This window comes from Micromonospora noduli (genome assembly GCF_003264365.1).
GTDB lineage: Bacteria > Actinomycetota > Actinomycetes > Mycobacteriales > Micromonosporaceae > Micromonospora > Micromonospora noduli.
The window spans coordinates 108,393-130,474 of sequence record NZ_PYAK01000003.1; the positions used below are offsets into that span (position 1 = coordinate 108,393).

A 22,082-nucleotide genomic window follows, 5' to 3' on the forward strand; every position below is an offset into this window, starting at 1 on the left:
CGTGAATGACCGCAGGAGGGACACCGACATGACGCACCACGAGGACCACGACGAGAAGGTGCCGGCGCTGGGTCAGCCCCCGAAGGGCCGGGACACCACGCCCGAGCCGGACTTCGCCAACGAGCACGACCGCACGGCGGTGGACCGGGACATCATCACCGGGGCGGACGAGGACGAACGGGAGCCGGAGTCGCCGCACGGTTGGTCCGGCATGCAACGTTGAGGCGTACGCGAAAGGGGGGCCGGTGTCTACCGGCCCCCCTTTTTGCGTCCTGCTCGTCAGTCGTCGTCCTGGTGCCCACCCTCGGCGGCCTGCTGCGCCGTCGCGTACGCCATCTGGAGGAAGTCGGACGCGGCGACCGCCGTCAGCGCGGTGGCCACCAGGCGGGTGAGCCGGGGCGCGAGCACCAGGCCACCGGTCAGCCCGGTGGCCACCCAGACCGCCAGGCAGAACGGGCAGCTCAGCAGCTCGCCGATGGCGTGCCGGGTGGGGCTGCCCGAGTCGCGGACCTGCTCCATCACCTCGCCGCTGCCGATCGGATGGTCGTAGCGGGTGAACGGCGCCCGCAACGGGCTGGTCACCGCGTCCTTGGACAGCAACCGGCTCAGCTTGTGCGTGGCGATGGAGAGCAGCACCACGTCGGACGGCGCGGGACGCTCCGGCACCGGTCGGCCGGTCGCCTTGACCAGGCCGGCGAGAGCTCCGGTCACCCCGGCGTAGGCGCCCATCGCCACCAGGTAGCCACCGAGCGGCCGGTGCTCGTGCGGCGCGTACGCCCGGCGCAGCCGGGCCGCCTTCTGTCGCAGGCCAGTGTCGCTCACCCGATCTCCTCACGTGTCGTGGTGGTGCGGGAACGGCGTCCCGCGCGGCCAGCTCAGCCGGCCTGGAGGTTGTCGGCGACCTCGCGTACCAGGTTGGTGAGCGCTTCGTCGGCCAGCTGGTCCGGACCGGGCCCGCCGGACCCGTCGGCCAGGTCGAGCTGAATCCGGGCGCCACCGGAATCGGCCGGCTCCACCCGGATCTCGGCGGACCAGTCGTCGGTGTCGCCGTCGCCCCAGCGGGCGCGCAGCTCCTCACCGCTGATCTCCGCGGCGGGGCTGCCGTCGCCGCGCAGCGGCTCGGGCAGCCAGGCCGAGGCACGGTCGGGGTCGGTGGCCGTGCTGAAGACCACCTCGGGTGGCGCGGACATGCCGCGCACGGCGCGCGCCGGCATCAGGCGTCCCGCAGACGGCTGGGATCGACCTCGCGACCCGGGTGCCGGGCCAGGTACTCGGTCTCCAGCTCCGCGGTGCGCCGTAGGTGGTTCGCGAGTGCGGAGTCTGCCGCGTGCCGCAAGGTGTCCAGGCGGGTCCGGTGCAGGCTGTGCATCTCGCGGATCAGGTCCTCGTCGGTCAGCTCCGTCGGGTCGATGCCGAGGTCGCCGTCGAGGCCGGGAGCACCGGCCGGGTCGGCGAGCTGATCGCCGCCCCACTCGGGCACCCGCTGCTCCGGGCTCATATCCGCACTGCCGTTGGACGCGAAGCCGTCCTCACGTACCGATCCGGTCATGATCGCCCCCCTTGATCTCGTTTGGGCTGGCGTCTAGACGATTGCCCAGGCGTGGTGATGCCAAACCAAGCCGGCGAGGCGACGACTACGACACGGTGTCGGAGACCGGTAGCGCCCCCGGTACCCTCAATGTCATGAGGCGGCTCTGGACCCCGGCGTGGATCGCACGCCACGTGGCCATGGTCGTGCTGGTCGTGGGCTTCCTCGGGCTGGGCTGGTGGCAGATCAGCCGGGCCACCGCCGGCAACAGCCTGAGCTGGGGGTACGCGGTCGAGTGGCCGATCTTCGCCGGCTTCGTGGTCTACGTCTGGTGGCGTGAGGTGAAGCTGGCCCGCCGCAAGGCGGCGGAGGCCGACGCGCCGGCCGCGGATCCGGCCGTCGAGCCGGCGCCGGCGGTCACCGCCGGGTCCCGACCGGCGGTACGCCGACCGGTACGGGTGTCCCGGACGCCGGCCACCGGCGATGCCGTCGAGGACACCGACCTGGCCGCCTACAACCACTACCTGTCATGGTTGAACGCCAATCCGGGCGCCCGGCCCGGTGACTATCCCGGCTGAGCCGGGCTCGGAAGGACGGACGAAGGTGGGCGCTGCCCTTACCCGGTACCGCGTGATCGCCTGGATCGTGGGCGTGGTGCTGATCCTGCTGGTCGTGATCGGCATGCCACTGAAGTACGCGTTCGACAACCCGGTCGTCGTGGAGACGATCGGGCCGGCGCACGGCTTCCTCTACATGATCTACCTGGTGGCCGCGTTCGACCTGAGCCGCCGAGCCGACTGGCCGCTGAAGCGGATGCTGCTGGTGATGCTGGCCGGCACGGTGCCGTTCGTCTCGTTCTACGCCGAGCGCCGGGTCAGCGCCTGGGTGGCCGCACCGCAGCAGGAACGGGCTCCGGAGCCGGTCGCCCGCTGAGCTTGCTGAGCGGCCGGTGGGCCGACGCGGCTCCGGCCCACCGGCGCCGGGTCAACGGTTGGGCCGCCACGGGTCCGCTTCCGCGAGCGGGTCGACCCAACTGCCGTAGCGGTTGACCTCCCGGGCCCGCAGCAGCGACCGGGTGACCTGGCCGAACTGCCGTTCGTCGTCGGCGCTGAAGAGCAGCACCTCCGAGCCTTGGTACCACCCCCACAGTTCGTGCGGCGGTGGGCGCCAACGATCGCCGACCAGGGCGAGAGCGGCCGGGAGCAGGAACACCGCGCCGAGGATCAGGTACGCCTCGGCGGTGAGGCGTTGCAGACCGCCGGTGAAGCCGAGGAGCACCCCCACACCGCTGAGCATGCTGGCGGTGATGACCACGGCCCGGACGGCGATCCGGTCGTGCGGACCCCGGGTGGTACGCAGATGGGTCAGGTCGGCGACCCGGTAACTGTTCCGACCGACCGTGAACCGGTCGACGGTCACGATGATGCCGGGCCGCGCGTACAGCAGGGTCGACCGGGCGCCCGGCACCGTTCGCGGCGGTCGCGTCTTTGCGCCTTCACGATTCACGGTTCCTCCCGAAGGGGACGGTTGGCCGAGTGGACCTGCTGGCGACAGTCATCGCTGCCTGTCGACGGGATTCCCGGCTCCGGACTTCATTGTGTTGCGGCACCGCCAGTCGACCTGGGCATTTACCGGGTCCCGACAGCTCGTCACGACCGGGTGACATCGCCGAGAAACAGCATCCATTTCAGGTTTTATCGGTTATGGCCCCCAGGAATCCGGCGGCATACGCCGGGAACGACGAAAGTCGTATATCAGTCAGTAGGCCGCTAAAAGGGCGATGTTCCCTCGTTCACAGGTGTCATCAGCCACGATGGCGCCACCCAGCCCAGGGGTCCGAGCAGTAACTCTCCCAACTTTCGCCCCTGCTTCAACTGCGAGCGACATCCGTCCCGGGTTAGGTTGGGCGAGCCGGTCCGGCCCAGTGCCGTCCGCCCGGATGGCCCCGGCCGGTGTCGTCGAGGGCGTCAGCAGCCCCGGCGGCCGTGGGAGAGGGGCCTTCCGCTCTTGTCATCCCTGAGAAATCTGCTGCGCACCGTGGCGCTGGTCGGCATGTCGGCCGCGCTGATCGCCCCGACGGCGGTGGCCCAGGCCGAGCCGTCCCCCGCCGACCTGACCCGCCGGATCGAGACGTCCTCGGCCGAGTTGGAGCGGGTCGTCGAGTCGTACAACAAACTGCGTGAGGAGATCAAGACAAACGAGGCCGCCGTGGCCCGATTACAGACCCGCATCGGCCCGCTCGAACAGCAGGTCGAGCAGAGCCGGGCCGACGTGGCGGAGCTCGCCTCCACCGCGTACAAGAGTGGCGGCCTGCGCACCGCGGACGCCCTGCTGCGCCCGGGCGGCTCGGCCGCGCTGCTGGATCGGCTCGGCACGATCGAGCAGTTGACCCGCCAGCGGCAGGAGCGCATCTCCGGTTTCACTGCCGACCAGCAGCGGCTGCTCGACGAGAAGGCCCGCCTGGGCGCGACCCTGACCCGGCAGGCCGCACAGGCGCGTCAGCTCGCCACGGGTAAGAAGCAGATCGAGCAGGACCTGGCCAAGCTGTACGAGCTGCGCCGGCAGGCGTACGGGGCCGCCACCGAGCGACCCGAGCCCAAGGCGGCGACGACCGAGGCAAAGAACGTGCCCGCCGTGTCCGGCGCTGCCGGCACCGCGGTGCGTTACGCCTTCGGCGCGATCGGCAAGCCGTACGTCTGGGCGGCCGACGGGCCGAACGGCTACGACTGTTCCGGCCTGACCTCGGCGGCCTGGCGGGCGGCCGGGAAGTCCCTTCCGCACAACACCCGGATGCAGTGGAGCGCGGTCGCCCACATCGGGCGGGGCGAACTACGCCCGGGCGACCTGGTCTTCTACAGCGGGCTCGGGCACGTCGCCCTCTACGTGGGCGACGGTCAGGTGATCGATGCGCCCAGCGCCGGTCGCAACGTACTCAAGCGTGGCATGAACATGATGTCCATCCAGGGTTACGGCCGGGTCCGCTAACCACGATCGGAAACGGCGAACGGCCGGCGTCCCCCTATCGGACGCCGGCCGTTCGCCGTCATTACTACCAGGTCAGGCTGCTTGCAGCCCCTCCGCCCGAGCCAGCTCGCGGAGCCGGCCGAGGGCCTGGATCTCCAGCTGCCGGATCCGCTCGCGGGACAGCGAGAACCGGGACGCGACCTCGGTGAGCGAGTGCTCCCGGCCGTCCTCCAGCCCGTAGCGGGCCCGCATGATGCCGGCGGACCGGTCGTCGAGGTGGTTGAGCAGCCCCTCGATGCGCTGCCGCTCCAGGCCGCTGAGGACGATGTCCTCCGGCGACGGCGCGTCACTGTCGGCGACCAGGTCACCGAGGTTCGTGTCGCCGTCGTCGCCCACCGGGGTGTCCAGCGAAACGGTGTCCTGCGACCAGCGGCGCAGCTCGTTCACCCGCTCGACGGTGACGCCGAGGGCGTTGGCGATCTGCTCCGGCTCCGGGTCGCTGCCCAGCTCACGGGTCAACTGCCGGGCCACGTTGCGCATCCGGTTGACGTCCTCCACCAGGTGCACCGGTAGACGGACGGTGCGCTCCTGCTGGGCGATCGCCCGGCTGATCGCCTGCCGAATCCACCAGGTGGCGTAGGTGGAGAACTTGTAGCCACGCTCGTAGTCGAACTTCTCGACCGCCCGGACGAGGCCGGTGTTGCCCTCCTGGATCAGGTCCAGCATGGGCATCCCCGAGCGCACGTAGCGCCGGGCGATCGACACGACCAGTCGGAGGTTGGCGCGGATGAAGAGGTCCTTCGCCCGCTCCCCCTCGACGACCAGCCACTCCAGGTCGGCCCGGTCGACACCGGCGGGAACGGCTTCCTCACCGAGCAGGTGCTCGGCGTAGAGGCCGGCCTCGATCGCCTTGGAGAGATCGACCTCCTTGGCGGCGTCCAGCAGTGGCGTCCGGGAGATCTCGTGCAGGTAGACGCCGACCAGGTCGCGCTCCTCGGCAACCTCGTCGGTTCGCATGCCGATGTTCTTGTCCACGTTGCCCACGGTCCCCTCGCTCGCGCCGGTTGCCCGGTTCCTTGCCATTCCCCACACCTGTCAGCCCCTGGTAACTTCTGCTGTGCCGATCGGTGCTGACACCTACACAACAGATGAGACGTGTCGGGGATTCCTCGTCGTGAGTCGAAAGTGTCACGAATGCCTGAGTAGTAGCTGAGAGCACGGTCCATGTTTGCTGTCAGCACCCCATCGGGTGGCTCGCCACTGGGCACCACGTACGGGTTACCGCACCATGGCAACACCGCCCGCCGTGGGGGCACAGCGACCCGGGTCACCACCGCGATGCGATCCTGGTCACTGCCAGATACGCACCCGTGGACCGGTTGGTTCATTCACGGGGGTGTTATTACCCCCCGGCCAGATGAACAATCCGAGGGCCGGTTCGCTTCCCTACCCGGGTGGCGCTAGGAGGCGAGCAGGGCGAGGGCGCCGCGCACCTGGTCGGCCGAGCGGGCCAGCGCGGCCCGGGCGGCGTCGATCTCGGCGCCCGAGACGAGGGCGACGAGCGCCGTCTTCAGGTCACCGTCGGCCTCGGTGAGGGCCTGCCGGCAGAGTTCCTCCGAGCAACCGGTGGCCTCGACCAGAATCGAGATCATTCGTCCGCGGAGTTTCGCGTTGGTGGCCACCATATCGATCATGAGGTTCGAGTAGACCCGCCCCAGGCGCACCATGACGGCGGTCGAGAACGTGTTGAGCACCAACTTCTGCGCTGTGCCCGCCTTCATCCGGGTCGACCCCGTGACCACCTCGGGTCCGGTGTCCACCCCGATGAACACGTCGACCGACCGGGCGGCCTCCGCCTCCGGATTGGCGCAGAGCAGCACCGTAGAGGCGCCCTTGGCGCGGGCCGAGGCAAGCGCCCCGAGGACGTACGGGGTGCGTCCGCTGGCCGCCAGACCAACCACCAGGTCCCCGGCCCGTACACAACTGGCCGCTTCGACCGCGCCGCCCCGGTCGTCGTCCTCGGCGTCCTCGACGGCCCGCCACATGGCGTCCGGGCCTCCCGCGAGGTGCGCGCAGAACCAGTGTCGGGGCGAGTTGAAGGTGGGGGCCAGTTCGGCCGCGTCGAGCACACCCAGTCGGCCGGAGGTGCCGGCCCCGAAGTAGTGCACCCGGTGGCCGCCGCGAAGCGCCGCGACCGCCAGGTCGACGGTGGTGGCGATCTCGTCGAGCACCGCGGCGACCGCCGCGGGCACCCGCCGGTCCGCCTCGTTGATCACGGTGAGCACGTCCCGGGTCGACATCAGGTCCAGGTCGACGCTGAGCGGGTTACGCCGTTCGGTGGGGGCACCCACCCGGACCGTGGGGCGAGCGGGTCGTGCGGGCATCTCCGCACCGGCCGTCATGCCCGCCTCCGGTTGGCACCCACCCGGTGCGACTGGACCGCCTCGGCGGTCGCCTCCAGGGCCTTGCGGGCCCGGGCCCGGTTGCGGGCGGCCACCCCGACGAAAAGGCAGTCGACCACGGTGAGCTGGGCCAGCCGGCTGGCCGTCGCGCCGGAGCGGTAGGTGGTCTCCCGGGCCGCCGTGGTCAACACGAAGTCCGCCACGTCGGTGATCGGCGAGCGCGGGAAGTTGGTCAGCGCCACTGTCGCGGCACCGCGGGTACGGGCCTGCTCCAGCACCTCGATCACGTCCGAGGTGGTGCCGGTGTGCGAGATGCCGATCGCCACGTCTCCCCGGCCCAGGAGAGCGGCCGAGGTCAGCGCGGTGTGCACGTCCGGGAAGTAGAAGGCGATCCGGCCGATGCGGTGCAGCTTCTGCTGGAAGTCCGAGGCGACGAACCCACTGGCGCCGGCACCGTAGATGTCGATCCGACCGGCACCGCTGATCGCCTCGACCACCTGCTCGCAGACGGCGGGGTCGAGTTGCTCGGCGGTCTCCTCGACGGCGCGGGCGTCGTTGAACGCGATGGTGGCGATGATCTGGGCGAGGTCGGCGCCGGGCGGGATGTCACCGCCGACCACTCGGGCGTCCGGTGGCTCGATCCGGCGGGCGGCCTCGGCGGCGAGGCGGATGCGCAGTTGGGGGTAACCGTCCATGCCGACCGAACGGCAGAACCGGATGACGGTCGCCTCGGATGTCTCGGCTGCGGTGGCGAGGTCGGTGATTGTCCGACGGGCGGCGGCCGCCGGGTCGGAGACCACCAACCGGGCGACCCGCTGCTCGGCGGGCGACAGCGATGGCAACAGCCCACTGATGTGGACGATCAGCCCACCGGGCTCGTGACTCGCAGAAATCTTCGCACTCTTCGCCACGGATGAAACTTACTTTCACCAGGCGTGAGCGTCAACTATGACTGTCCGAGGTGGGGGAAACTTCGATCGCCGGGATCACCGGTCCCGCACAGCCTGCCACTTCCCCAGGATCGCCGCCTCATCCGCCGGGTCCAGTCCACCCTGCCGGACGGCCGCCGGGTGCGCGGCCATCCAGGACGCTGTCGCCCGAACGGTATCGGCCAGCGGACGGACCGTCAGACCGGCGTCCAGGGCCGGCCGGACGTCCCGGTCCATCAGGCCGGCGGTCTCCGGCAGCCGAACCCAGAGTGGCAGCGCCCGCTCCCCCGACCACTCGCGTACGTCGTTGGACAGCAGGAACTCCTGGTCGACCCAGGTGAAGGCCGGCTCGGCGATGCCCAGCCCGGCGGCCACCCCGGCCAACAACTCGGCCCGGGACATCGCCGGACCGCTGCCGTCGTACGTGCCGCCGAGGCGGGTGCCGGCGGCGTGCAACAGCCAACCGGCCAGATCGGCGACGTCCACGAACTGCACCCGATCGGTCGGGTGCCCGGGGGCCAGCACCTCGCCACCGGCCGACAGCCGCCGCACCCAGTACGGGAAACGATCGCTCGGATCCTCCGCCCCGACGATCAGCCCCGCCCGGCAGATGAACGAACCGTCCACGCCCATCCGCTCCCGGACCAGCTCCTCGATGCTCACCTTGCACTCGCCGTACCAGCGGTGGTCCGGGCCGACCGGACCGTCCACGTCCGGCGGGGCCGGCGCCAGGATCGGCGCGTCCGCAGCGGTCTGGCCCGGGGTGGTGTAGTCCGCGTACACCGAGATCGTCGACACGAACGACCAGTGGCCGACGTGGTCGGCGAGCGCGGACAGCGCGTGCCGGGCGTGGCTGATCTGGCGGGTCACGTCGACCACGGCATCGAAGCCCGCGGCGGCGAGCGGGACGAGCGACTCGGGATCATCGCGGTCGGCCGCCACGAACCGCGCCCCGGCCGGCGCCGCCCCGGACACGCCCCGGGCCGCGCAGGTCACCTCGTGCCCCTGTTCGACGGCGAGCCGTGCCGTCGCCCGACCGAGGAACCGGGTGCCACCGAGAATGAGGATCCGCATCCGCCGATCCTGCGCCCCCAAGGTCCGAACATCCCAACCAATCTGCCGACGGCAGACCTCGATCATGAAGTTGTTGCCACTCAGCTCGGCGTGTCACGGCAACAACTTCATGATCGACGGAAGGGCTCGAAGGGGCGGGGCACTAGCGTGGGGCGTATGGGACAGGGCAGCGTGTTGGTTACCGGGGGTTCCGGCGGGCTCGGCGGGGCGGTCGTGACCGCGTTCGTCGAGGCGGGCTGGCGGGTGGTCGTACCGGAGCGGAAAGCCCGGCCCGGGTCGGAGCCGGCGGCGGCCGGACTGGTCCGGGTGGTCGCGGACCTGGGCGAGCCGGCGGGTGCGGCGCAGGCGGTCGAGGCCGCGGCCGGCGAACCGGCGGCGCCACTGCGCGCGGTGGTAAACCTCGTCGGGGGGTACGCCAGCGGCGGGTTGGTGCACGAGACCCCGGTCGAGGAGTTCGAGCGGATGCTCACCGTCAACCTGCGGCCGACCTACCTGGTCACCCAGGCCGCGCTCCCGCACCTGGTGGCGTCCGGCGGCGGCGCGGTGGTCTGCGTCTCGGCCCGCGCGGCGGTCACCCCGTTCCGCGGCGCGGCCGGCTACTCGACGGCCAAGGCGGCGGTTCTGGCCTTCGCCAACGCGGTCGCGGTGGAGTACCGGTCGCAGAACGTGCGCTGCAACACCGTGCTGCCCAGCGTCATCGACACCCCGGCGAACCGGGCGGCCCAGCCCGACGCCGACCATTCCCGCTGGGTTACCCCGGCCGAGATCGCGCCGGTGATCCGGTTCCTCGCGTCGGCCGATTCCGCCCCGACCAGTGGCGCCACAGTGCCGGTCTACGGGCGGGCCTGAACCACCACCGGGCCGACGTCCTCTCCGCCCGAGGCGGACGACGGTAGCCAGGTCTCCAGGTGCGCCTGAATCTGCTCGGTCACCTCCTCGGCCGGGCGGCCCGCGTCCACCAGCACGAAGCTGGGGTACTCGGGCAGTGCCCGGTAGGCGGTGTCGGCGGCCGTCAGCCACCCCATCGTCTCGTGGTCGGTGCCGCGTTCCTCGATGCGCCGGTACGCCTCCGCCGGGTCGACGGCGAGCAGGAAGGTCACCTGCGGCGTCGGGAACAGCCGGTAGCCGGCCCGGGCGAGCCGCTCCCAGCGCTGCCCCCCGTGCGCCCGGATGCTCGCGTACTGGCAGGCCGAGTAGCGGTCCATCACCGCCGTCCGGCCGGTGAGCAGACAGCTGAGCAGGGCGATGGCGATGGCCAGCCAGCGCAGCACCGACTCCACGGCCAGCACGCCGTCGCGACCGACGAGCCGTTGGGCGTCCGGCCGACCGAGGCGTTGGGCGAGCCGGCCGAGCCAGCGGCGGCCACTGGCGTTGCGGCGGTAGGTGGCGGGGCGTCCGGCGGCGGTCAGCGCGTCGGCCAGCCGGTGTGCCTGCGTGGTCTTGCCCGAACCGTCGATCCCGATCAGGGCGACGGTGCGCAATCGGGCCTTGCGTCGTCGCATCCCCGATGATCTGGCCACTCTCCACAGGTTATCCGACCCACGCACCTGGTCCGCGCGGTTTGTGGTGGTTCATCCCTGTTGACGCCCGACCGAGACACCACCAGGTGTGGACGACCGGAATGCCGGGTACCGGAGTTTGAAATCCAACCGCCGGTCCACCAACACGACGACGGAGGAACCAGATGGCTGAGCGCGGAGACGAGAGTCTTGTGCACACCCTCAAGAAGGTCGCCGCCGTGCTCAAGCAGTCCGAGATTCCGTTCGCCCTGGGCGGCAGCTTCGCGGTCTACGCCCACGGGGGCCACTCCAGTGATCACGACGTCGACTTCCTGATCCGGGAGGCCGACGTGGAAGAGGCACTGGAGGCCCTGGTGGCCGCCGGCTTCATCGCCGAGCGTCCACCGGAGGACTGGCTGGTGAAGGTCTTCGACGACGGCCGGATGGTGGACCTCATCCACCGGCCGATCGAGACTCCGGTGACCGAGGAGACGTTCGCCGACACGGTCATCCGACCGGTGGACGCGATTCACATGCCGGTGCTGTCCGCGACCCAGCTGATGGTGCACAAACTGCTCAGCTTCTCCCAGCACTACTGCGACTTCGCCCGCGGTCTGCCGCTGGCCCGCTCGCTGCGGGAGCAGATCGACTGGGAACGGGTACGCAAGGAGACGCAGCACTCGCCGTACGCCGAGGCGTTCCTGGTGCTGCTGGACCGGCTGGAGGTGGTGCCGGCCGCCGGCACCCAGCCAGGAGAGGGGACATCGTGACCCACCATCGCGACATCGGCGCCGGGCCACCGGACGAGTACGTCGAGGCGGAGATCCAACGGTTGCTCGTCGAGGACCCCGCCGTCGCCGAACAGGGGATCACAGTGGTTCGACGGGAACGCGCCCTCGTGCTCTACGGCGAGGTGGAGAGTCCGCACCGGCGGGAGGAGATCCTGCGTCGGGTGTCCGAGCGCTTCCCGGACGTGCCGATCACCAGCGACATCGGGGTGATCCGCGCCCAGGCGCCCACGGAGATCGAGCAACTGCCCTGAGGGAGGTTCCATGGTGATCCGGATTGCCGCTGTGGGCGACGTGCATCTGGACGAGGACGTGGTGGGCCGGTTCCGACCGGCACTGGAGGAGCTGCCGGAGTGCGCCGATGTGCTGCTGCTGGCCGGGGACCTGACCCGGCACGGCACCGAGGCCGAGGCGCGCTGCGTGGCAGAGGAGTTCGGTGGGTTGGCCGTACCGGTGGTGACAGTGCTGGGCAACCACGACCACCAGTGTGACCAGGTGCCACAGGTGGTCAAGGTGCTGGAGGACGCAGGCATCACAGTGCTGGAGGGCAACGGCGTCGTGCTGGACTGCGCGGGTGGCCGGCTCGGCATCGCCGGCGTCAAGGGCTTCGGCGGCGGGTTCGCCGGGCGGTGCGCCAGTGACTTCGGCGAGCCGGAGATGAAGGCCTTCGTGCGGACCACCACCGACAGCGCGGACCGTCTCGGTGCGGCGCTGCGCTCACTGGACTGCGACATGCTGGTCGCGCTCACCCACTACTCGCCGGTGCCGGACACGCTGGCCGGCGAGCCGTTGGAGATCTACCCGTTCCTGGGGTCGTACCAGTTGGGGCAGGCGATCGACTCGGCGCCCACGGCGCTCGCCGTGCACGGGCACGCGCACGCCGGCACCGAGCGCGGCACGACCCCCGGCGGGGTACGCGTCCGCAACGTCGCGCACCCGGTGATCAAGCAGGCGTACAGCGTCTTTCACGTTGGCGATCAACTCGACACCGACCAGGTTTCCCCGATCGGCCAGTCGGGTAGTCAGAGGTCATGGAGCTGATTCTCTGGATTCTCGCAGTCGTACTCGTGGTCGCCGGCATCCTCGCGCTGTTCCGCCGGCAGATCCTGTGGGGCATCGTCCTCATCGTCGTCGGGCTGTTGGTCGGCCCGGGTGGTGTCAGCATCTTCAATTAGCGCTCATACGCCTTAAAACCGGGACCCGCCGGGGTCGCCGCGACCGAAGCTTCGTCCTCCCGACAGAAGCATCGGCCGTGGCGATCCCGGCGCTTTGTCGTGGCTGGCCGGCCTCGTGAACCGCCCTCCCGCTCGGCGGTTTGAGCCGACCCCGAGGGGAAATATCTCGACGATGGAGATATCTCAGGACGCGCCGGCGACCTCCGGGCGGCGAGCGTGGTGGGCCCTCGCCGGTTTCGCGGCCGCGGTCTTCGTCGCCGCCGCGATCGGCGGGCTGGGCGTGCAGGGCACCACCGCGGAGTACGCGGGCCTGCGGCAGCCGAGCTGGGCCCCGCCCTCGTGGCTGTTCGGCCCGGTCTGGTCGCTGCTCTACGCGCTGATCGCGGTGGCCGGCTGGCTGGTCTGGCGCCGGGTCGGCTTCTCCCCCGCCCTCTGGGCGTGGACCGCCCAACTGGTGCTCAACGCGATCTGGACCCCGCTGTTCTTCGGCGCCGGGCAGTACGGGCTGGCGTTCGCCGAGATCGTGCTGATGTGGCTGGCGATCGGCCTGACGGTGATGCTGTTCGCCCGGGTGTCCCGGGTGGCGACGGCACTCATGCTGCCGTACTGGGCCTGGGTCACCTTCGCCGCCGCGTTGAACCTGTCGATCTGGCAGCTGAACAACTGACCGCACGGTCCCCGGCGGCGGCGTCCGCCGGGGACCGTGGCCGTCACCAGGTCAGCAGCGAGGCACGCCGGGGATGTACCCGTCGGAGCCGGTGTACACGTACGCGTCCGCGATGTAGCGGCCGGAGCCGATCCGGTCCCAGATCGAGCTGGTGCCGTACGTGCCGGTGACCGTGGTGCCGCTGGTCTGGCAGGCGATGGTCACCCGGGTGCCGTCGGCGACGGTGCCCACCGAGGCGTACCCGGTGCCGGGGCCGGAGCGGACGGTCAGCGGCGTGCCACTGGTGTCGACAGTGCCGTTGCCGCTGCCCGAAGCGCACCCGTTGTTACTGGTGTAGCTCTTGGTGCCCCAGTACAGCGCGAGGGTGCCGTTGAAGCGCACCTGGATGTCGGCGCCGTTGAGGCGCTGCTCGTAGTGCAGGTGGGGGCCGGTCGAGCCGCCGGTGCTGCCGACCCAACCGAGCACCTTGCCGTACCCGACCGTCTGCCCGACCGAGACGTTGAAGCCGTTGAGGTGCGCGTAGTAGGTGCTGTAACCGCCGCCGTGGTTGATCCGGACGTATTTGCCGTAGCTGGTGCCACCGAGGTCGGTAACCCGGTCGACAGTGCCGGGGGCGCTGGCGACCACCGGGTCGCCGAGGTCGTCGGTGCGGTTGAAGTCGACCGCGTACGCCGGGCTGTGGTCCGACCGGGTCTGCCCGGACCAGGACTGGCCGCACGGGAACGGCACCTTGAAGGTCGGCGCGGCCAGGGCCGGGGTCGCCGGCACCAACGCTCCCCCGACGAAGAGACCCGTCACCAGCAGGCTGATCCACCGCTTTCGCATACAGCTCCTCCTATGTCGAAAACCTTCGATCCGAGGGGGCTAGCCTGACAGATATCGTCAATCTTCGAAAGAGTCCCCAGCTTGTCCCGGGAGCGCGCCTACCAGGCAGACCGCAGGTTTCCGGATTGTTACTCGCTCGTGTCTGACAGGGGGTGGACCGGGCCGGATGCAAGCGCTTACATGTGTGCACGCCCAATCGGACCGGCGACAGGTCACCAGCACGACCGCGCCGGCTAGGAAGGAGGACGGCATGGCGGTCTTTACCAGACCACGCCAGGCCTTCGTGATCGCCGGTGTACTCGGGCTGGCGCTCAGCGCCACCGCCTGCGGTACCGGCGACGACAAGAAGAGCAGCAAAGCGGGCTCCGCGGAGTGCGCCGCATACGAGAAGTACCAGGGTCACGACGGCAAGAAGGTCTCCATCTACGCGTCCATCCGTGACGCCGAGGCCGACCTGCTGGAGCGGTCGTGGTCGCAGTTCACCGACTGCACCGGCATCGAGATCGACTACGAGGGCAGCGGCGAGTTCGAGGCGCAGCTCCCCGTTCGGGTCGACGGTGGCAACGCCCCCGACATCGCCTTCGTGCCGCAGCCGGGCCTGGTGAAGCGTTTCGCGGACGCCGGCAAGCTGAAGTCCCTCGGCGCCGACACCAAGGCCCTCGCCGAGCAGAACATGCCGGCCGACTGGCTGAAGTACGGCACCGTGAACGGGACGCTCTACGGCGTGCCCCTCGGCGCCAACGTGAAGTCCTTCGTCTGGTACTCGCCGAAGACGTTCAAGGAGAAGGGCTGGGAGGTCCCGACCACCTGGGACCAGCTCATCGCCCTGAGCGACAAGATCGCCGCCAGCGGCATCAAGCCGTGGTGCGCGGGCGTCGAGTCCGGTGACGCCACCGGCTGGCCGGCCACCGACTGGATCGAGGACGTGGTCCTGCGTACGCAGGGTCCCGAGGTCTACGACCAGTGGACCACCCACACCATCCCGTTCAACGACCCGAAGATCGTCGACGCGGTCGACCGCGCCGGCAGCATCCTCAAGAACGAGAAGTACGTCAACGGCGGCTTCGGCGGCGTCAAGAGCATCACCACCACCGCCTTCCAGGAGGCGGGCCTGCCGGTGACCACCGGCAAGTGCGCGATGCACCGACAGGCGTCGTTCTACGCCAACCAGTTCCCCGAGGGCACCAAGGTGGCCGAGGACGGCGACGCGTTCGCCTTCTACTTCCCGACCATCGACCCGTCCAAGGGCAAGCCGGTGCTGGGCGCAGGCGAGTTCGTCGTCGGCTACGCCGACCGTCCCGAGGTCCAGGCCGTGCAGACCTACCTCGTCTCGGCGGAGTACGTGAACAGCCGCGCGAAGCTCGGCAACTGGGTCACGGCGAACAACAAGCTGGACATCGCCAACGTCGCCAGCCCGATCGACAAGCTCTCCGTCCAGATCCTTCAGGACAAGACGGGCACCTTCCGCTTCGACGGATCCGACCTGATGCCGGCCGGCGTCGGCGCGGGAACGTTCTGGAAGGGCATGGTCGAGTGGCTGAACGGCAAGGCGACCGCCCCGGTGCTCCAGGGCATCGAGAGCAGCTGGCCTAAGTGATCCCCGGCGGTGGCCCGGTCCGTTGACGCGGGCCGGGCCACCGGCCGAGGTGGACCCGGAAGGGAGGGTTGATGGAGTTCGACTTCGCCGATCAGCAGCCGAAGCTCCTCATGCTGATGTACGGACTGGTCGCCTTCGTGCTGGTGGTGGGTGGTCTCCTACTGCTGCTCGACGTGGTGCCGGCCTGGTTCGCCCGGCGACGGGAGGCGCAGCTCGTCGCCGCCTCGGTGGGCGGTGCTCCACTTCCCCGTCGGCCCAAGCAGCGGGAGGGGATTTTCGCGCTCTTCTTCCTGCTGCCGACGCTGTTGCTGCTCACCATCGGTCTGGTCGTGCCGGCCATCCGCACCGTGCTGCTCTCCCTGATGAACAGGACCAGCACGGAGTGGGTCGGGTTGGACAACTTCGGCTGGATGTTCTCTGACGACGCGATCGTCCGGGTCCTGGTCAACACCCTGGTCTGGGTGCTCCTGGTCCCGCTGGTGGCGACCGGCTTCGGCCTGATCTACGCCGTACTGGTGGACAAGGCCCGGTTCGAGGCCGTGGCCAAGTCACTGATCTTCCTGCCGATGGCCATCTCCTTCGTCGGCGCCAGCATCATCTGGAAGTTCGTCTACGCCTACCGGGGTGAGGGCGACCAGATCGGTCTGCTCAACCAGATCGTGGTCAGCCTGGGCGGTGAGCCCAAGCAGTGGCTGCTCGAATCGCCACTGAACACGCTGCTGCTGATCGTCATCATGGTCTGGATCCAGGCCGGCTTCGCCATGGTGGTGCTCTCCGCCGCGATCAAGGCGATCCCCGGTGACATCGTCGAGGCCGCCCGGCTCGACGGGGTCAGCCCGTGGCAGATGTTCTGGCAGATCACCATGCCGAGCATCCGACCGGCGTTGATCGTCGTGATGGTGACCCTCACGATCGCCACGCTCAAGGTCTTCGACATCGTCCGGACCTCGACGAACGGCAACTACGACACCAGCGTGATCGCCAACGAGATGTACAACCAGGCGTTCCGGTACAGCGAGAACGGGCGGGGTTCCGCGCTCGCGGTCTTCCTCTTCATCCTGGTCATCCCGGTCGTGATCTACCAGATCCGTAACCTCCGTCAACAGCGGGAGGGCTGAGATGACCACCGCAACGCCCACCGTCGCCGCCGGCACCCAGAAGACCGACGGCACCCCGACCACCACGGCCGGCCGGGTCCGCAAGCGGTTGAACAGCCGCACCGCGACGCTCGTCTCGATCGTCATCGCGGTGGTCTGGACCATCCCGACCTTCGGCCTGCTCGTCTCCTCCCTCCGCCCGGAGGACGAGATCAAGACCACCGGCTGGTGGACCTCGTTCACCAACCCGCAGTTCACCTTCGAGAACTACGAGCAGGTCCTGTTCGGGCGGTCGGCTTCCTCCGGGCAGCTCGCCGGTTCCTTCATCAACTCCCTGGCGATCACCATCCCGTCGGTGCTCTTCCCGCTCGCCTTCGCGTGCCTCGCCGCGTACGCGCTCGCGTGGATCAACTTCCGCGGCCGGGACTGGGTCTACATCGCGATCTTCGCGTTGCAGATCGTGCCGTTGCAGATGGCCCTGGTGCCGCTGCTGAGGTTCTTCTCCACCGGGGTCACCCTCGGCGGCGTCACGCTGATGCCGGCCTGGGACCTGGTCGACGAGCAGAAGTTCGCCCAGGTGTGGTTCGCCCACACCTGCTTCGCGCTTCCGTTCGCCGTCTTCCTGCTGCACAACTTCATCTCGCAACTGCCGGGGGACCTGATGGAGGCGGCCCGGGTCGACGGGGCCACCCACCCGAAGATCTTCCGCACCATCGTGCTGCCGCTGATCACCCCGGCGCTGGCGGCGTTCGGCATCTTCCAGTTCCTCTGGGTCTGGAACGACCTGCTGGTCGCGCTGATCTTCGCGGGCGGCAGCGACGAGACCGCTCCGCTCACCGTCCGGCTCGCCGAGATGGCCGGCACCCGGGGCAACGAGTGGCAGCGCCTGACGGCCGGTGCGTTCGTCAGCATCGTCATACCGCTCATCGTGTTCCTGTCCCTGCAGCGCTTCTTCGTGCGAGGTCTGCTCGCCGGCAGCGTCAAGGGCTGACCCCCGCGTCCGCCGCCGCCTGGCCCCTCGGGCGGCGGCGGGCGCTCCGGGCACCGAGCGGGGGAAACCGTGACGAGGATCGATGATGTGGCCCGGCTGGCCGGAGTGTCCACGGCCACCGTCTCGCGGGCGCTGCGCGGACTGCCGACGGTCTCGGCCGCCACCCGGCGCCGGGTACTCGCCGCCGCCGAGCAACTCGACTACGAGGTCTCGCCGAGCGCGTCCCGGCTCGCCGGCGGCCGGACCGGCACGGTTGCGGTGGTGGTCCCCCGGATCACCCGCTGGTTCTTCAGCACCGTCGTCGAGGCGGTCGAGGAGTACCTCCACCAGTCCGGCTACGACCTGCTGCTCTACAACCTGGGCGGCCGGGAGCAGGTCCGCCAGCGCGTTCTGCGTACGGCCAACCTGCACAAGCGGGTGGACGCCATGATGCTGGTCGCCACGCCCCTGCGCCCGGCCGACCTGACCGCGCTGGCCACCCTGGAACTGCCCGGAGTCACCATCAGCTCGGGCAGCAGGGTGCCCAACTGGCCGTGCGTACGGATCGACGACGTGGCGGCCGCGCGGGTCGCGACCAAGCATCTGATCGACCTCGGCCATCACCGGATCGCCCACATCTCCGGCGACCCGGACGACGAGTTGGCGTTCACCACCCACCTGGACCGGCGCCGGGGTTACCAGGCGGCGTTACGCTCCGCCGGCCTGCGACCCGACCCCACCCTGGACATCGAGTCCACCTTCACCATCGACGGCGGCAACCGGGCCACCGCCGAACTGCTGGCCCGCGGCGAGCCACCGACCGCGATCGTCGCCGCCTGCGACGAGATGGCGATGGGCGCGATGACCGCCCTGCGCGACGTCGGACTGCGGGTACCGCAGGACGTCAGCGTGGTCGGCATCGACGACCACGACCTGGCCGGTGTGCTCGGGCTCAGCACCGTCGCCCAGCCCGCCGCCGAGCAGGGCCGGCTGGCCGCCCAGATGCTGCTCGACCCGCTCGGGGCCCGACCGCCGGCCCCCATCGTCAGTCAACGGGGTGCCGGTTGCGACACTCCGGTGGTCCTGCCCACTCGGTTGGTGGTCCGGGATTCGACCGCACCGCCCCGGGCACACTGAAATCCAAACACCGCAACACGGGAGACGACCCTGAACACCGACCCGACGCAGCAGACCCCCTCCGGTCAACCGGCCACCGGCTGGTGGACCGAGGCCGCCATCTATCAGATCTACCCCCGCTCGTTCGCCGACTCGGACGGGGACGGAATCGGTGACCTGCCCGGCATCACCGCCCGCCTCGACCACCTGGTCGAGCTGGGCGTGGACGCGGTGTGGCTCTCCCCGTTCTACCCCTCGCCGCAGGCCGACGCGGGCTACGACGTGGCCGACTACCGCGACATCGACCCACTGTTCGGCACCCTCGCCGACGCGGACAAGCTGATCGCCGAGGCCCGGTCCCGCAACCTGCGGGTGATCGTCGACCTGGTCCCGAACCACACCTCCTCGGCGCATCGCTGGTTCCGGGCCGCGCTGCCGGCCGCGCCGGGCAGCGCGGAACGGTCGCGCTACATCTTCCGGGACGGCCGCGGCCCGGCCGGCGACCAGCCGCCGAACGACTGGCAGAGCGTCTTCGGTGGTCCGGCCTGGACCCGGACGGTCGACGCCGACGGGCAGCCCGGCCAGTGGTACCTGCACCTGTTCGACACCGGGCAGCCCGACCTCAACTGGGACAACCCGGAGGTGCACGCGGAGTTCCTGGACGTGCTGCGCTTCTGGCTGGACCGCGGCGTGGACGGCTTCCGGGTCGACGTGGCGCACGGCCTCATCAAGCAGGCCGACCTGGCCGACTGGCAGGAGCCGCAGGAGATCCTCTCCGGCAACGAGATCGACAAGCCCCGCCCGCCGATGTGGGACCAGGACGGCGTGCACGAGATCTACCGGCAGTGGCGGCAGGTCCTGGACAGCTACCCCGGCGAGCGGGTGCTGGTCGCCGAGGCCTGGGTGGAACCGGCCGAGCGGCTGGCCCGCTACGTCCGCCCGGACGAGATGCACCAGGCGTTCAACTTCGAGTACCTGCTCGCCGCGTGGAGCGCACCGGCCCAGTACGCGGTGATCACCCGTTCGTTGGAGGCGACCGACTCGGTCGGCGCGCCGACCACCTGGGTGCTGTCCAACCACGACGTGGTGCGGCACGCCTCCCGGCTCGGCCTGCCGGTCGGCACCGTACGCCCCAACGGCATCGGCATCGGCGACCCGCAGCCGGACGCCGCACTCGGTCTGCGCCGGGCCCGGGCGGCCACCCTGCTGATGCTGGCGCTGCCCGGCTCGGCCTACCTCTACCAGGGTGAGGAACTGGGGCTGCCCGAGCACACCACCCTGCCCGACGAGGCCCGGCAGGACCCGACCTGGGTCCGCAGCGGGCACACCCAGCGCGGCCGGGACGGCTGCCGGGTGCCGATCCCGTGGGAGGCCGACGCCCCGTCGTACGGCTTCGGGCCCACCGACGCGAGCTGGTTGCCCCAGCCCGCGCTCTGGGCGGAGTACGCGCTGGACCGCCAACGCGACGTGCCCGGTTCGACGTACGAGCTGTACCGCGCGGCGTTGCGGTTGCGGCGTGCCCACGGGCTGGGTCGCGGCACCCTGGAGTGGTTGTCCTCCGGCGACGAGGTGCTGAGCTTCCGCAATGGTGAGCTGACCGTGCTGACCAACTTCGGTGCCGCCCCGGTGCCGCTGCCGGCCGGCGCCGAGGTGCTCGCCGCCAGCGCGCCCCTGGACGACGACGGCGCGGTCCCGGCCGACGTGACCGTCTGGCTGCGAGGCTGATCTCGCGCCGACCGGCCCGTCCCGCCGAGCGGTACTCGCGGGCGGGCCGGTTGGGGCGGACCAGCCCGCTGTGGAGCTGATGCCGTAAACGATTCACGCCCCGCGCCCGCGCCCACAGGCGGTGCCCGCACCGCCCGCACCCTCAAAATCGCGCTATTTCCAGGATGTAGTGGCCTCGGCCCACCGGAAGGCAACTAGAACCAGGAAGTAGCGCGATCTTGAGAGGCGCGAGGGGCGCGGCCGCGTCAGAGGCGGTCGGCTCGGGTGTGCAGCAGGTCGTGCACGTTGTCGATGTCCGCCGGTGAGGTTCGCGAGGCGAGCCAGTACATGACGCCGGTCGGGATGAAGAAGAGCTGGAACGCGGCCAGCCCGACGGCGAAGTTCAGCGGGGGCGGGAATGCCGCTCGCAGCGCCTGGAAGGCCACCCCGACCAGCCCGTTGCCGGCCGCGCGACCGACCCCGTTGACCAGGTTGCCCAGGCTGTAGACAGTGCCCCGATGCTCCGGTGGGTTGACGTCGGCGATCAACGCGAACCAGTTCGGCGAGTTTGCCGAGGTCAACGCGAGCGCCACGATCGCGGTGAGCAGGCTCAGCCCGACCGACGGCTCGGTGAACACACTGGCCAGTACCGCACCCACCACCGCGCCGCCACTCGCGCCGTCCGGCACGTCGATGGTCACCGGAACGAAGAACAACACCAGATAGAACGGCAGCGCCGCGAGGATGCCGATCGAGGCGACGAGCGCCCGCCCTCGCGGGGTACGGCGTTGCACGGCGTCACCGATCAGCCCACCCACGATGGACAGCACCCCACCGAGCTGGAACAGGGTGGCGAAGACGCTGCCCACCACCACAGCGGTCGACGTGGAGTAGCCCTGAGCCTCGGCCCGTTCGGCGAAGAGCACCGGCAGCCAGACCAGCGAGCCGAACGCGGCCTGCGCGGTCAGACCCTGCAGGATCAGCCACCGGTTGGTCCGCCGGGCCAGGATGCGCGGCAGGTCGGCGCGGCTGATCCGGTAGTCGTACTCGGCGCCGGCGTCCAACCTGCCGGCCAGTTCCGGCTCGCTCTGGCCACGCCGGATGTCGTACGTGAACAGGTAGGCCAGCGTGGCGACCAGGCCGACGCCGGTCAACAGCAGGAACGGCCGCCGCCAGTCGGCCGCCCCGAGCAGCCCGCCGACGAGCGTGCCCGCGAGGGTGCCGACCCCCTGGGAGAGCCCCCAGAAACTCATCACCAGCCCGCGCCGGGTCGGTGAGATCAGGTCGGTGACCACGGAGAAGCCCACCGAGCCGACCGCGCCGAGGCCGACCGCCGCGACCAGTTGCGCGGCCAGGAACGTCAGGTAGCCGCCGGCGAGCGCGCTACCGCCGGTGCCCGCCGCCCAGAGCAGTGTGCCCACCATGAGCAGCGGTTTGCGGTTGGTGCGGTCCCCGACGTACGCCCAGCCGACCGCCGCTACCGCGCTGACCAGGAAACTGACCGCGGTGACCACGCCGAGCAGCCGCCCGGACACGTCGAAGGCGTCGGAGATCGGGCCGTACAGCGGGGGGACCAGCCCGATCGCCACGTTGTCCAGCGAGGCGAGCAGCACGAACACCACGACGCTGTACAACCGGTGGGCCGGCCCACCGCCCCGACCGTGCGGGCGCAGGCCGGGCCCGCCACTGGTCACCGTCATGACCGGCAGCCAACCAGACCGCGTGAAGGAGGTCGTCACGCGGGTGG

General features: G+C 70.3%; 25 protein-coding genes and 1 pseudogene. 15 read left to right on the plus strand and 11 right to left on the minus strand.

Going from position 1 to position 22,082, the window contains the following annotated elements:
* Window positions 1–28 precede the first annotated feature (28 nt).
* On the plus strand, window positions 29–223 hold the full coding sequence (locus tag GUI43_RS03490) for a hypothetical protein (RefSeq protein ID WP_091405645.1): 195 nt from the start codon (window positions 29–31) through the stop codon (window positions 221–223).
* Between the two features lie 56 nt (window positions 224–279).
* On the opposite strand, the gene GUI43_RS03495 is transcribed toward GUI43_RS03490, so the two are convergent.
* The 3 genes from GUI43_RS03495 to GUI43_RS03505 are packed head-to-tail and all read right to left on the minus strand — an operon-like array spanning window position 280 to window position 1,552.
* Window positions 280–822, minus strand: coding sequence for a DUF1360 domain-containing protein (locus tag GUI43_RS03495; RefSeq protein WP_112584089.1), 543 nt, complete (start codon window positions 820–822; stop codon window positions 280–282).
* 53 nt (window positions 823–875) lie between these two features.
* Window positions 876–1,214, minus strand: a complete 339-nt coding sequence (locus tag GUI43_RS03500) for an SRPBCC family protein (protein WP_112584088.1) — start codon at window positions 1,212–1,214, stop codon at window positions 876–878.
* Window positions 1,214–1,552 (minus strand): DUF6158 family protein, encoded by a 339-nt coding sequence (locus tag GUI43_RS03505; RefSeq protein ID WP_373861061.1) that lies wholly within the window; start codon window positions 1,550–1,552, stop codon window positions 1,214–1,216. Before GUI43_RS03505 ends, GUI43_RS03500 begins: the two co-directional genes overlap by 1 nt.
* Window positions 1,553–1,683: 131 nt before the next feature.
* On the opposite strand from GUI43_RS03505, the gene GUI43_RS03510 reads away from it, so the two are divergent.
* Window positions 1,684–2,106: a hypothetical protein gene (locus GUI43_RS03510; RefSeq protein WP_211326636.1), complete on the plus strand. Its 423-nt coding sequence runs from the start codon at window positions 1,684–1,686 to the stop codon at window positions 2,104–2,106.
* Between the two features lie 25 nt (window positions 2,107–2,131).
* Window positions 2,132–2,461 (plus strand): DUF3817 domain-containing protein, encoded by a 330-nt coding sequence (locus tag GUI43_RS03515; RefSeq protein ID WP_091405661.1) that lies wholly within the window; start codon window positions 2,132–2,134, stop codon window positions 2,459–2,461.
* Window positions 2,462–2,512: 51 nt separating this feature from the next.
* Here the strand turns inward: GUI43_RS03515 and GUI43_RS03520 are convergent, their stop codons facing one another.
* The gene (locus tag GUI43_RS03520) at window positions 2,513–3,034 is read right to left on the minus strand and encodes a DUF6232 family protein (RefSeq protein ID WP_112584086.1); all 522 of its coding nucleotides are present in this window, start codon (window positions 3,032–3,034) and stop codon (window positions 2,513–2,515) included.
* Between the two features lie 501 nt (window positions 3,035–3,535).
* Between GUI43_RS03520 and GUI43_RS03525 the strand changes: the two genes are divergently transcribed.
* Window positions 3,536–4,513, plus strand: coding sequence for a C40 family peptidase (locus GUI43_RS03525; protein ID WP_112584085.1), 978 nt, complete (start codon window positions 3,536–3,538; stop codon window positions 4,511–4,513).
* Between the two features lie 72 nt (window positions 4,514–4,585).
* Here GUI43_RS03525 and GUI43_RS03530 read toward each other — a convergent pair whose 3' ends face one another.
* From GUI43_RS03530 to GUI43_RS34880, 4 genes are all read right to left on the minus strand, one after another.
* Window positions 4,586–5,575, minus strand: coding sequence for a sigma-70 family RNA polymerase sigma factor (locus GUI43_RS03530; RefSeq protein WP_091405669.1), 990 nt, complete (start codon window positions 5,573–5,575; stop codon window positions 4,586–4,588).
* A gap of 377 nt (window positions 5,576–5,952) precedes the next feature.
* A complete protein-coding gene (gene murQ / locus GUI43_RS03535; protein WP_112584084.1) occupies window positions 5,953–6,894 on the minus strand; it encodes an N-acetylmuramic acid 6-phosphate etherase in 942 nt (313 codons plus the stop codon).
* Window positions 6,891–7,805, minus strand: a complete 915-nt coding sequence (locus tag GUI43_RS03540) for a MurR/RpiR family transcriptional regulator (RefSeq protein WP_091405675.1) — start codon at window positions 7,803–7,805, stop codon at window positions 6,891–6,893. The genes murQ and GUI43_RS03540 overlap by 4 nt, the downstream gene beginning before the upstream one ends.
* Window positions 7,806–7,880: 75 nt before the next feature.
* Window positions 7,881–8,897 carry an NAD-dependent epimerase/dehydratase family protein gene (locus GUI43_RS34880; protein ID WP_112697974.1) on the minus strand — a complete coding sequence of 339 codons (1,017 nt, stop codon included), beginning with the start codon at window positions 8,895–8,897 and terminating at the stop codon, window positions 7,881–7,883.
* A 156-nt stretch (window positions 8,898–9,053) separates the two neighbouring features.
* On the opposite strand from GUI43_RS34880, the gene GUI43_RS03550 reads away from it, so the two are divergent.
* Window positions 9,054–9,746 (plus strand): SDR family NAD(P)-dependent oxidoreductase, encoded by a 693-nt coding sequence (locus tag GUI43_RS03550; protein ID WP_112601396.1) that lies wholly within the window; start codon window positions 9,054–9,056, stop codon window positions 9,744–9,746.
* Here GUI43_RS03550 and GUI43_RS03555 read toward each other — a convergent pair.
* Entirely contained in the window at window positions 9,731–10,399 is a 669-nt protein-coding gene (locus GUI43_RS03555) for a dTMP kinase (protein WP_112584081.1), read from the minus strand. The two genes, GUI43_RS03550 and GUI43_RS03555, sit on opposite strands and share 16 nt — an antisense overlap.
* A 179-nt stretch (window positions 10,400–10,578) precedes the next feature.
* Between GUI43_RS03555 and GUI43_RS03560 the strand changes: the two are divergent.
* From GUI43_RS03560 to GUI43_RS03575, 5 genes and pseudogenes are all read left to right on the plus strand, one after another.
* A pseudogene (locus GUI43_RS03560) lies at window positions 10,579–11,166 on the plus strand (nucleotidyltransferase family protein); the annotation flags it as partial.
* The gene (locus GUI43_RS03565) at window positions 11,163–11,438 is read left to right on the plus strand and encodes a hypothetical protein (RefSeq protein ID WP_091405686.1); all 276 of its coding nucleotides are present in this window, start codon (window positions 11,163–11,165) and stop codon (window positions 11,436–11,438) included. The pseudogene GUI43_RS03560 and the gene GUI43_RS03565, both read left to right, overlap by 4 nt.
* 10 nt (window positions 11,439–11,448) lie before the next feature.
* A complete protein-coding gene (locus tag GUI43_RS03570; protein ID WP_091405690.1) occupies window positions 11,449–12,225 on the plus strand; it encodes a metallophosphoesterase family protein in 777 nt (258 codons plus the stop codon).
* A complete protein-coding gene (locus GUI43_RS33720; protein ID WP_007464364.1) occupies window positions 12,216–12,359 on the plus strand; it encodes a GPGG-motif small membrane protein in 144 nt (47 codons plus the stop codon). Before GUI43_RS03570 ends, GUI43_RS33720 begins: the two co-directional genes overlap by 10 nt.
* 172 nt (window positions 12,360–12,531) lie before the next feature.
* Complete coding sequence (locus tag GUI43_RS03575) at window positions 12,532–13,026, plus strand: TspO/MBR family protein (RefSeq protein WP_112601395.1); 495 nt, start codon at window positions 12,532–12,534, stop codon at window positions 13,024–13,026.
* Window positions 13,027–13,077: 51 nt separating this feature from the next.
* Here the strand turns inward: GUI43_RS03575 and GUI43_RS03580 are convergent, their stop codons facing one another.
* A complete protein-coding gene (locus GUI43_RS03580; RefSeq protein WP_112601394.1) occupies window positions 13,078–13,851 on the minus strand; it encodes a M23 family metallopeptidase in 774 nt (257 codons plus the stop codon).
* Between the two features lie 250 nt (window positions 13,852–14,101).
* On the opposite strand from GUI43_RS03580, the gene GUI43_RS03585 reads away from it, so the two are divergent.
* The 5 genes from GUI43_RS03585 (at window position 14,102) to GUI43_RS03605 (ending at window position 20,356) form a co-directional block, all read left to right on the plus strand.
* Entirely contained in the window at window positions 14,102–15,448 is a 1,347-nt protein-coding gene (locus tag GUI43_RS03585) for an ABC transporter substrate-binding protein (protein WP_112584077.1), read from the plus strand.
* A gap of 71 nt (window positions 15,449–15,519) precedes the next feature.
* Window positions 15,520–16,566, plus strand: a complete 1,047-nt coding sequence (locus GUI43_RS03590) for a carbohydrate ABC transporter permease (protein WP_112584076.1) — start codon at window positions 15,520–15,522, stop codon at window positions 16,564–16,566.
* Between the two features lies 1 nt (window position 16,567).
* On the plus strand, window positions 16,568–17,536 hold the full coding sequence (locus GUI43_RS03595; RefSeq protein WP_112584075.1) for a carbohydrate ABC transporter permease: 969 nt from the start codon (window positions 16,568–16,570) through the stop codon (window positions 17,534–17,536).
* Between the two features lie 69 nt (window positions 17,537–17,605).
* Window positions 17,606–18,652: a LacI family DNA-binding transcriptional regulator gene (locus tag GUI43_RS03600; RefSeq protein ID WP_112584074.1), complete on the plus strand. Its 1,047-nt coding sequence runs from the start codon at window positions 17,606–17,608 to the stop codon at window positions 18,650–18,652.
* A 30-nt stretch (window positions 18,653–18,682) separates the two neighbouring features.
* On the plus strand, window positions 18,683–20,356 hold the full coding sequence (locus GUI43_RS03605; protein WP_112697975.1) for a glycoside hydrolase family 13 protein: 1,674 nt from the start codon (window positions 18,683–18,685) through the stop codon (window positions 20,354–20,356).
* A gap of 245 nt (window positions 20,357–20,601) precedes the next feature.
* On the opposite strand, the gene GUI43_RS03610 is transcribed toward GUI43_RS03605, so the two are convergent.
* A complete protein-coding gene (locus GUI43_RS03610) occupies window positions 20,602–22,035 on the minus strand; it encodes an MFS transporter (RefSeq protein ID WP_112698027.1) in 1,434 nt (477 codons plus the stop codon).
* Window positions 22,036–22,082 lie beyond the last annotated feature (47 nt).

Excerpts from the sequence above, each read along its gene's own strand:
- GUI43_RS03490 (WP_091405645.1), top strand. The coding sequence starts at position 29 with ATGACGCACCACGAGGACCACGACGAGAAGGTGCCGGCGCTGGGTCAG.
- GUI43_RS03500 (WP_112584088.1), bottom strand. The coding sequence starts at position 1,214 with ATGCCGGCGCGCGCCGTGCGCGGCATGTCCGCGCCACCCGAGGTGGTC.
- GUI43_RS03510 (WP_211326636.1), top strand. The coding sequence starts at position 1,684 with ATGAGGCGGCTCTGGACCCCGGCGTGGATCGCACGCCACGTGGCCATG.
- GUI43_RS03530 (WP_091405669.1), bottom strand. The coding sequence starts at position 5,575 with ATGGCAAGGAACCGGGCAACCGGCGCGAGCGAGGGGACCGTGGGCAAC.
- murQ (WP_112584084.1), bottom strand. The coding sequence starts at position 6,894 with ATGACGGCCGGTGCGGAGATGCCCGCACGACCCGCTCGCCCCACGGTC.
- GUI43_RS34880 (WP_112697974.1), bottom strand. The coding sequence starts at position 8,897 with ATGCGGATCCTCATTCTCGGTGGCACCCGGTTCCTCGGTCGGGCGACG.
- GUI43_RS03550 (WP_112601396.1), top strand. The coding sequence starts at position 9,054 with ATGGGACAGGGCAGCGTGTTGGTTACCGGGGGTTCCGGCGGGCTCGGC.
- GUI43_RS03555 (WP_112584081.1), bottom strand. The coding sequence starts at position 10,399 with ATGCGACGACGCAAGGCCCGATTGCGCACCGTCGCCCTGATCGGGATC.
- GUI43_RS03570 (WP_091405690.1), top strand. The coding sequence starts at position 11,449 with ATGGTGATCCGGATTGCCGCTGTGGGCGACGTGCATCTGGACGAGGAC.
- GUI43_RS33720 (WP_007464364.1), top strand. The coding sequence starts at position 12,216 with ATGGAGCTGATTCTCTGGATTCTCGCAGTCGTACTCGTGGTCGCCGGC.
- GUI43_RS03575 (WP_112601395.1), top strand. The coding sequence starts at position 12,532 with ATGGAGATATCTCAGGACGCGCCGGCGACCTCCGGGCGGCGAGCGTGG.
- GUI43_RS03580 (WP_112601394.1), bottom strand. The coding sequence starts at position 13,851 with ATGCGAAAGCGGTGGATCAGCCTGCTGGTGACGGGTCTCTTCGTCGGG.
- GUI43_RS03585 (WP_112584077.1), top strand. The coding sequence starts at position 14,102 with ATGGCGGTCTTTACCAGACCACGCCAGGCCTTCGTGATCGCCGGTGTA.
- GUI43_RS03590 (WP_112584076.1), top strand. The coding sequence starts at position 15,520 with ATGGAGTTCGACTTCGCCGATCAGCAGCCGAAGCTCCTCATGCTGATG.
- GUI43_RS03595 (WP_112584075.1), top strand. The coding sequence starts at position 16,568 with ATGACCACCGCAACGCCCACCGTCGCCGCCGGCACCCAGAAGACCGAC.
- GUI43_RS03610 (WP_112698027.1), bottom strand. The coding sequence starts at position 22,035 with ATGACGGTGACCAGTGGCGGGCCCGGCCTGCGCCCGCACGGTCGGGGC.